The following is a 9,145-nucleotide window of genomic DNA, read 5'->3' on the forward strand; positions in this document are numbered from 1 at the left end:
TAGAACTTTTGACTGTCCAGTAAATAGTAATAATAAATGAATTACCGCAAGAATACCCATTGGATAAATAATTGATCTAGAGAACGTATTCTTAAATCCATTACGGGGGTGCTTTTCAAAAAATAGGTGCAGGATTGCATGGATGATTAAAAATAAATCTATGAACCAAAAAATAATTGTCTGATATTGGCTGAAAAGTAAAGAGAGTATTATTGTGTAAAGAGGAAGGTGAATAAATGTGAAGACTTTATAGGCTTTAGAATCTTCCATATCTTTAAGTACGATAAACAATCTCCACTCAGAATGTCTTATCGCATCCATTTCGTGCAAAAGAAATAAAGATAAGTTAAGCAAGAATAGCACAAGCAAAAAATCTGGCATATAAAACCTCCTACAATTCTATAACTCCATGTTACTACAGTGTAATAAATAAACCCAGCAGAATATGGAATTATTTAATACGCATAACTGCCTGGGGCTAATAAGAATAACCATATTGCAAATTTGTGTGTTATCGAACGTAATCTATCCAGAGAGTACCCTCATGTTGTCGATGACCCCGAAACCTTCTATTTTCTATCATTTATGCCATTTTAATTAATTTATACCTAAAAATAAGCAAACATAGGGGAACGGTGCGATAGAATAGAAAATAGAGAGCGTTATCATTACCTATTTTGCTGCGATGGTTCAGGGAGGGGGAGGCACATGGGTTCAAGGCTTCAATTATTAAACACGTTGCGTAATCAGATTTTTGTCGGGTTTATATTGGTGATGCTCATTATGATGAGTGTGGCGGGGGCATTCATTTACCTTAATGTCTCACACCTGTTGAAAAACAGTGCCGAGCGTCATATTGGTCAGACCGCGGTACAAGCAAGCGGCAGGCTGGATGCATTAATCGGCCAGATGGACAGCCTGACGGAACAGGTAGCGAATCATCCATCTGTTCAGCAAATTTTGCTAGAGGAGCGCAACGGAGGCAAGGTGTCTTTTCGGCAGCGGCAATCACTGCTGCAAGTGATGCATAGCTATCAGGCTTATATGCCAAGTGTTGGCTCGCTGGAGCTGTATACCGCCGAAGGGAAGATGTTGTTTCCAATTAGGGAGGGTAGTCTGGAGGAGCGTATCGGACAGGCGGATATCCGGGAAGCAAATCAGATGAAAGGAAGATTAGTCTGGATCGGCATAGATCCTAAGGATCCCCACTCGCTACTGGCGATTCGGCAGGTGAGCCTGGTGGATCGCTGGTTTTCACGCGGAGGATATCTGATTACCCGCATGGAGCGCAGTTATTTTGGACTGAATGCTGCGTCCGCGGTCAATGAAGAAGCGGATGAAACCATGCTGCTTGTAGATCGCCAAGGCAAACAGTTGTCGGGTGAACCTATGAACCAGACGGATTTGTCAGGTGTATTCCACAGCAGGACACAGACAGTTCATATTGGAGAGCGGGAATATGTGAAGGCGGTCCAGCAATCCGAGCAAACCGGCTGGTCGCTGCTGATCCTGATTCCGGTTAGCGTCGTCACAGACGGAATTACGGTTTTACGGACTACACTTATCATCTCCGCGTCTCTTGGTGCCGTGTTATTCCTGTTCATGTCCTTTATGCTGTCTACGTTGATTACCAGACCGATAGGTCATTTGATTCAGGCGATGCGTCGTTCACGGCAAGGGGCATTAGCACTCAATCCAGAACCGGCAGCAGCGGTCGAACTGCGGGAATTGAATGCAGAGTACAACATGATGATTGTCGATATCAATGGATTGATCCGTGTCATTTGCGAGAAAGAGGTATTGCAGAGCCAAACCGAGCTTAAAGCGCTTCAGGCGCAGATTAATCCGCATTTTCTTTTTAATACGCTGGATGCTTTCAACTGGTCGCTACAGGAAAAGGGGGAGGAAGAGCTTGCCAAGCTGATGGTGTCCATGTCACGGTTGTTTCGTTATATTATCCAACCGGCTCACCATGACTCTTGGGTGACACTCGGGGAAGAAATGGCACAAGTCCGCCGTTATCTGGAGCTGATGGAGATGCGTCTGGGTGAACGTCTGAGCTGGCAAATTCATATGCCTGCCGAGGCGGCTAGAATTCCGCTTCCTAAGCTGCTGATCCAGCCCATTCTGGAGAATGCCATTTTGCATGGCGTCGAAAATCGCATTGGCAACGGCCGTGTTGAAATCCGTGTCACTCCTGCGGCAAAACCGGGTTGGACCAAGATCGCGGTCATAGATGATGGACCTGGCATGACACCGGAGGAACTTGCGGCTGTGCGTGCAGCGCTGACGGGGGGATCGGCCTGCCAGAGCAAGGGGACTGGTATGGGGCTGGTTAATGTGCAGCGCAGGCTTGCCCTCTATTATGAGAGTGCATCTGATCCAACGAATGGTCTGCTGATACATAGTGCTGTGCAGGAAGGAACTGTGGTGGCTTTTGAAATTCCTAATGAATACGGAGGGCGGTAGGAATGAGTGTTTCATCCAAAACCATTGTCATTGTAGACGATGAGCAGAGAACGCGTCAGGGAATACATCAGACACTGGAGCAATGGGCCGCCGGGAAATACAGGATTGTGACAGCGGCAGATGGTTTGCAAGCATTACAAATGCTGCGGGCGGAGACGGTTCATTTGCTGATTACGGATGTCCGGTTGCCTGAATTCAGCGGACTGGATTTAATACGTTCGCTGGAACGGGATTCACGTCGGCCAGCGATTATTGTTATCTCGGGCTATGCGGAGTTTGATTATGTCCAGCAGGCTCTTCGTCTGGGAGCTGTCAATTATTTGCTCAAGCCGATTGATAAGCAGGAGCTGCTGAAAGCGGTAGATGAAGCGCTCCGGCTGGAGGAGGAAAGACAGCGGTATGAGAAGCTCGAAAAGCTGGCTGACCCTGTTCTGCTGGAGCTTGACCTCCAAGCGGCTACTCTTAGTGATCCGATACGGCGTGCCTTCATCTATATAGCGGAGCATCTTCACGAATCCACTACGATGGCGCAGACTGCTGCACATGTACACTTGAATGCGAGCTATTTCAGTGTTTTGTTCAAGGAGCAAATCGGTTTGTCCTTCAGCGAATATCTGCACCGGCTGCGACTCCAACGGGCCAAGGAGCTGCTGCTGCATAGCCAGTTGACGATTGCCCAAATCGGAGAGCGTTCAGGCTACCGGACAGATAAATATTTTATTAAAGTGTTCAAAGCGACCGAGGGGGTAAGTCCCAGCCGCTACAGGCAGCAGATGCGTCAAGGGCCACAGGATATTCACTGACAGCATAGGCAGCTCATAACCCAATAAAAGTGGAGTTATACCCAATCAGCGTACCCTGTTGAAAGCTGGAATGGAGTGCTAAACTTACAAATGATAACGGTTACAAAAAATAAAATTACAACAACGGGGGTCTAACGATGTCCAACGAGTATGGTTTGCGTAAGCACTCACAGCAGAAATGGGTTGCTGGGTTGAGCCTGCTGCTGTCATTGCTGCTGGTGCTGTCCGGTTGCGTTAGCGGTAAAGATGGTAAAGGGAGTTCCAATGGAGAAGGCGGAAAGGTTACGCTCAAAATGATGCACCTGTGGCCAGAGGGAAGCTCGGCACAGCAGAGCAAGCTTGTGACCCAGATTATAGCTCAATACCAAAAGGACCATCCGAATGTCGTCATTCAGCAGGAAGTGCTCGAAAATGAACAATACAAAAACAAGCTCAAAGTGCTGTCGGCTTCCAATGAATTGCCGGATATCGGTATTACCTGGGCAGCGGGCTTCATGGAGCCCTACGTTAAAGGTGGATTATTTACGCCAATGGATGACCTGCTGAATGGCTCCAAGCTAAAGGACAAATTCGTACCGGGAACGACCGAAGCCTATACGCTGAACGGAAAAACGTATGCGCTTCCCATTGAATTGAACATTTCCCCCATTTACTACAACAAAGCCATATTCCAAAAACACAAGCTGAAAGTACCTGCGACATTTGACGAGTTTAAGCAGGTTGTAAAAACACTTGCGGATCATGGAGTTGCACCGATTGCACTGGGCAATAAGGACCGCTGGACCGGCTCGCTCTGGTATATGTATCTGGCGGATCGTATAGCAGGTAACGAGACGCTGAAAAAAGCAATTGACGGCTCAGGCTCGTTTGATGACCCTGGTTTAATTCAGGCGGCATCCGAAATTCAGACGCTCGTGGATATGAATGCCTTTAACAAAGGCTTTAACGGCTTGTCCAATGATGAAGGAAAATCTGAGTTTATGAATGACAAAGCGGCAATGTATTTAATGGGTACTTGGGAATTACCGAATTTTACGACCAATCCCGCAATCCCGCAAGCATTTAAGGATCAGATTGGCTTTTTTAAATTTCCGATGGTCGCAGGCGGCAAGGGCAACGTGAATAGCTGGGTGGGAGGACCGGGAGTAGGCTTGTTCGTTTCGGAAAATTCCAAGGTGAAGGAAGAGGCCAAAGCCTTTGTTGAGTATTTCGTGGTCAAATGGGGTGAGCAATCGGTAACGCAGGCGGGAGTTATTCCGGCGACGAAGGTGGACACCTCCAAAGGAAGCTTGCCTAAGCTGTATGTCGATTTGCTGAATGAGCTGAACCAAGCCAGCAGCATTACATTGTTCGCCGATGTACAGATGAAGCCGAATGCGGCGCAGGTACATTTGAATATGATTCAGGCGTTGTTTGGTAAAGCCGTGACACCGCAACAATTTGCCGATCAGCATAAGGCCGCCATTCAGCAAGGAAATTGAAATTGAGCACATAAGGAGGTTGGGCCGTGGAAAAGGTCATGTCCAATAAGCTTGTCATTGCTCTGTATGTGTTGCCTTCCCTGCTGCTGTTACTCACTGTGATTTATGTGCCCATTGTGCTCACGGCCTATTACGGCCTGAATCAATGGAATGGCATAGGCTCTATGACTTTCGTAGGGCTGGACAACTATCAGCGTTTGTTCACAGACACGGCGTTCTGGCAAAGTGCCTGGCACTCGCTGCTGCTGGCTTTGTTTTCAGGGGTCAGTCTGATCGGTTATCTGGTCATTGCGATGATTTTGTCAGGAAAAATCAAGGGAGCGAATCTGCTGCGGAAAATGTATCTGATCCCGATGCTGTTGTCTTCTGTAGCTATCGCGCAATTGTGGCTCAAAATATATCATCCGACGAATGGAGTACTGAATTCCTTATTGGTATCAGTTGGAGTCCACAACCCGCCTGAATGGCTGGCTAATCCGTCTCTGGTGCTGCCTGCCCTGTTCATCCCGATTATTTGGCAATATGCAGGCTTTTATATTCTGATCTATTATGCCGGGCTGAAAAACATTCCCGAAACGCTGATGGAGGCTGCCCGGATCGACGGAGCCAGTGCCTGGCAGATCGCGACTCGTATCAAATTGCCCCTGCTGCGCGAGGTGATTAACGTCACGATTATATTGTCCATTGTTGGCTCGCTCAAATATTTTGACCTGATCTACGTCATGACGGACGGTGGACCGAACGGAGCCAGTGAAGTGATGGCTTCTTACATGTACCACCAGGCGTTCCGCAGCTTTGATTTCGGATATGGAAGTGCTACAGCCTTTGCTCTGCTGTTCATCTGTCTGGTCGCTACGTGGCTGATTCGCAAGGCTACCGCTTCCGGTGACACCATCCAGTATTCATAAATACAGTTATGCGAACAGACAGATAGTGGAAAACAACGGACAGGAAGAGGGAGGGACGGACATGAAAACCCAGGCAGCCGCCAGCTATCCGCTTGGAGTCGCTACCCGTGACAGAATGTTAACTAGGGCCGGTTATGCCGCGTTGTATACACTTTTGATCATCTTGGCGGTGATGCAGCTTTTACCGCTGCTGTGGCTGATGCTTTTTTCGCTTAAAAATAATCAGGAAGTGTTTAATCTTCCGCCATTTGCACTCCCGTCCCAGCCGCATTGGGAAAATTATATGAATGTGTGGACCAGCGGCAACATTGGGCGATATTTTATCAATAGTGTGTGGATTACGGTCATATCCGTGGCGCTGACGGTGCTGCTGGCCAGCTTTGTAACGTTTGCGATTACACGTATGCGCTGGAAAGGAAGCCAGTTGATTCTCGGACTCTTTATGGTCGGACTGATGATTCCAGTTCATGCCACCTTGATTCCGTTGTTCAGTATGTTTCTCAAGCTGCATCTGACCGATACGCCGCTGTCCATCATCCTGTCGTATGTCGCCTTTAATCTGCCGACAACGATGATGATCTTGCTGGGATTCTATTACGCCCTGCCCCGGGAAGTGGAAGAAGCGGCCGTTATGGACGGCTGCTCTGTCAATCGGATGTTCTTCCGGATTGTGTTGCCCATGACGACCCCGGTTATGGCTACGACAGCCATCATTAACATGATCTATAACTGGAATGAGTTTATTTTCGTCAATACATTCATTAGCTCGGACGAAAACAAAACGCTGACCGTTGGCGTTCAGAACTTTATTGGACAATATACGACCGACTGGGGAGCTATCGGAGCTACGTTGATGATCAGCATTTTACCCATTTTGCTCGTGTTCCTCATCATGAGTGACCGGATTGTTGAAGGGATCGCAGCCGGGTCGGTAAAAGGGTAAAGAGTAGGGGAAAGGGCTACCACGATACAAATTCCCTTGCTGTATTTGAATTGCATCCCTTAGAGTAGACATTGGAACAAACCTCCAGGTTTGCCCGATGAATGCTAGGGGGTTCATTTTTATGCGAGTCTAGCTTGAGTTGAAGGAAATATATGTATGATTCTGTATACGTATTTAAGTGTAAAAAGCATGATTGCTACAACTAGAATGCTGAAGTTCATGGACCGTAGTAGAAAATTCATAATTTTAAGCTTTTTCAGAAAATAAATGACGAGCAAACAAAAAGGAGATGAGACGATGAAAATTATTATTCTTGGCAGATTCATTGCTTCGATTGGATAACTGCGCAGAAGTTTGTGTTGGGCAATTTAAGAGGATAAAGCGAAAAGTTTTGCTGAATTCTTGGGACCTTTAGCAAACAAAAAGAGAGTAGACATTTATGATGCCGACCAATTGCGTGAATCCATCAGAGGTTATGAATGTGGTTGGTAACTCTGGTAGGAAGAATGGCAAGTTAACGAGATACGGCAACAGATGCTGATATTTGATGATAAACTATTTAATGCGTTGGTGGAGAAGATAACCATTCTCTCACCAGCGCATTTTGTTTTTACCTTGAAAAGTGGAATGAGCATAGATGAAATATTGGACTATCAGAATCATAGACTAAAATGATCAATAGGCTAACGAGTAACTTTGGGTGTATGACGGGAAGATTCAATCGAATCACGTCTTTGACTCCTTCCATATACATGGATTGTTTGTCTTGGCTTAACTGATAGCCTATGGCTTCTTCCCATTCAGATAACAGACGCTGGATATCCTCGTTATTAGTTGGTTTTAAATTGATCCATTTGAGTGAATAAGTTTTTTTCCTCAGATAAACATGAAGCTTGTTGTTCACTAGCAAGTTCTAATTGATAAAAACGTTGGCGTAATGCTTCGAGAAACCAATCTGGCCAATTTGACATAGCTTATTTTCCCTCCCGTTGTTGAAGTGTGTGTATGTTAACTCTGATGGGGAGGGATGGCAAGTTATTGTTTTTCGTAAAAAAACAAGCTCATTCCTCGCTTAAGGTTCAAGTTTGGAATAAGCTTTGAAAGTTTATCAAGTGTTTGAATCATTTTGTGTTTGGTTTGCTGGTTGTATTGTACGATCTTGTTGTTGAGTCTGTAAACGAGTTCACACAAAATACTTGACAACCCCGAATAAGCTTTTCAGTTATTTATTATGTCTATCCGTTACTTTCAATACTCTTAACTTCTACCATTTTTAGTTCAATCCAATTCATAACCATTTCTGCCTCTTCTTGAGTAATCACTTTTTTCTCTTTTTTATATTTATAATTTTCATAAGCCCATAGTAATATAATTTTCACAAATTCAACTGTCTCTAACTTACAAATTGGTTCCACTTCATCTTCATCTTCATCATAAAAAAGATCTTCAATTGTTGTATAATCCCTATCAGATGTAACAAAAGTCACATTGCCTCCGCGCTCATAACAAGGCAATTTGCCTACTAATACATCAAGATAGTTTTTGATATCAACCTTCAAATCCTCATATCTTAGAAGTATATCAGATCCTAATGGATCACTTATCATATTTGCAAATTCAAGTGATTTCTCTTCACTAAAATCCAACACTACTATATTAAATCTGTCTATCCATTTCAATTTATATTTGTACTTAATCATAGTTCATATCTCCCCCATTTAATACAATGGATAAGCTGAAATTATCTTATCATTTCTTAAAACAAACTCTATTTCCATTCCCCGACTTGTTACCCCTCTATAAACGTTATTTTTTACAACTTCTTTATTCCTAGAAGCTTCATTTATAGCATCTATTACCTGCTGAGGTGACCACTCTCTAGGAAAAAATGTTGATTTAACTTTCTTTAGTACCCCGCTAACTTCAATATTGGCTTGATAGACACCAAACTCATTAGGCGGGTCAACATTCCCGACAATTTTACCGTTACTATTTGGCATCCCTTCATAATGAAAACCATTGGCCTTTCCATTTTTGAGTATTTCGCCATCAAAAATATGGTTTAATCCATTTTCTTTAGTCCCTATTTTAAAGTTTTCTTTGTTCCGTAGACCCCCGAGCCATTTCTCTTTATCTACAACAGACTTAGCAGTTTCACCCGTCCCCTTATTATCCTTACCCGAGTACTCTCCTGATTCTAACGCATCAATCTGTTTTTGTCTCTCAGGCGAAACCTTCGCACCCGCTTTGGAATGAGGGACATCAGGACCCAGATCATGAAACTTATAATGACCTCCAGCCGTTGCGAGGATGGGTGATCTTTTAGTTATACGGATATTCATCTTTCGGGCTACACTTTGCAAGTAACTACCCAAGGATTCGAAATTGGTCGGGATACGGAGGGCGTTCGTTTTGAATTTTCCATCTCCGGCTTTGGCTAGAGCAGAGTCGGTTTTCGCAGCATCCCCGAGTAATCCCGGCGCTCCACCTTTTCCACCGTTCTTTTCTTCCACACCCTTGATTCCTTTAGATAAAGAGGCT

General features: G+C 44.9%; 9 protein-coding genes. 5 read left to right on the forward strand and 4 right to left on the reverse strand.

Annotated elements, in window-relative coordinates; genetic code table 11:
- On the reverse strand, window positions 1-381 hold a 381-nt coding region (locus tag ACIFQM_RS23570; RefSeq protein WP_430066264.1), incomplete at its 3' end, for a DUF6713 family protein.
- Between the two features lie 327 nt (window positions 382-708).
- On the opposite strand from ACIFQM_RS23570, the gene ACIFQM_RS23575 reads away from it, so the two are divergent.
- The 5 genes from ACIFQM_RS23575 to ACIFQM_RS23595 all read left to right on the forward strand — a co-directional run bounded on the left by ACIFQM_RS23575 (window position 709) and on the right by ACIFQM_RS23595 (window position 6,604).
- Window positions 709-2,469 carry a cache domain-containing sensor histidine kinase gene (locus ACIFQM_RS23575; protein ID WP_430037000.1) on the forward strand — a complete coding sequence of 587 codons (1,761 nt, stop codon included), beginning with the start codon at window positions 709-711 and terminating at the stop codon, window positions 2,467-2,469.
- Between the two features lie 2 nt (window positions 2,470-2,471).
- On the forward strand, window positions 2,472-3,272 hold the full coding sequence (locus tag ACIFQM_RS23580; protein ID WP_430036997.1) for a response regulator transcription factor: 801 nt from the start codon (window positions 2,472-2,474) through the stop codon (window positions 3,270-3,272).
- 137 nt (window positions 3,273-3,409) lie between these two features.
- Window positions 3,410-4,753, forward strand: a complete 1,344-nt coding sequence (locus ACIFQM_RS23585; protein ID WP_430036994.1) for an extracellular solute-binding protein — start codon at window positions 3,410-3,412, stop codon at window positions 4,751-4,753.
- 26 nt (window positions 4,754-4,779) lie between these two features.
- Entirely contained in the window at window positions 4,780-5,661 is an 882-nt protein-coding gene (locus ACIFQM_RS23590) for a carbohydrate ABC transporter permease (protein WP_430036991.1), read from the forward strand.
- A 61-nt stretch (window positions 5,662-5,722) separates the two neighbouring features.
- A complete protein-coding gene (locus tag ACIFQM_RS23595; protein ID WP_430036989.1) occupies window positions 5,723-6,604 on the forward strand; it encodes a carbohydrate ABC transporter permease in 882 nt (293 codons plus the stop codon).
- A gap of 830 nt (window positions 6,605-7,434) precedes the next feature.
- On the opposite strand, the gene ACIFQM_RS23600 is transcribed toward ACIFQM_RS23595, so the two are convergent.
- The 3 genes from ACIFQM_RS23600 to ACIFQM_RS23610 all read right to left on the reverse strand — a co-directional run.
- Window positions 7,435-7,575, reverse strand: coding sequence for a hypothetical protein (locus tag ACIFQM_RS23600; RefSeq protein ID WP_430036986.1), 141 nt, complete (start codon window positions 7,573-7,575; stop codon window positions 7,435-7,437).
- Window positions 7,576-7,839: 264 nt separating this feature from the next.
- Entirely contained in the window at window positions 7,840-8,304 is a 465-nt protein-coding gene (locus tag ACIFQM_RS23605) for a hypothetical protein (RefSeq protein ID WP_430066266.1), read from the reverse strand.
- Between the two features lie 18 nt (window positions 8,305-8,322).
- A partial coding sequence (locus ACIFQM_RS23610) for an EndoU domain-containing protein (protein WP_430066268.1) occupies window positions 8,323-9,145 on the reverse strand: 823 nt, incomplete at its 5' end.

Origin of the sequence: Paenibacillus sp. NRS-1782 (genome assembly GCF_050467685.1) — a bacterium.
Lineage (GTDB): Bacteria > Bacillota > Bacilli > Paenibacillales > Paenibacillaceae > Paenibacillus > Paenibacillus terrae_A.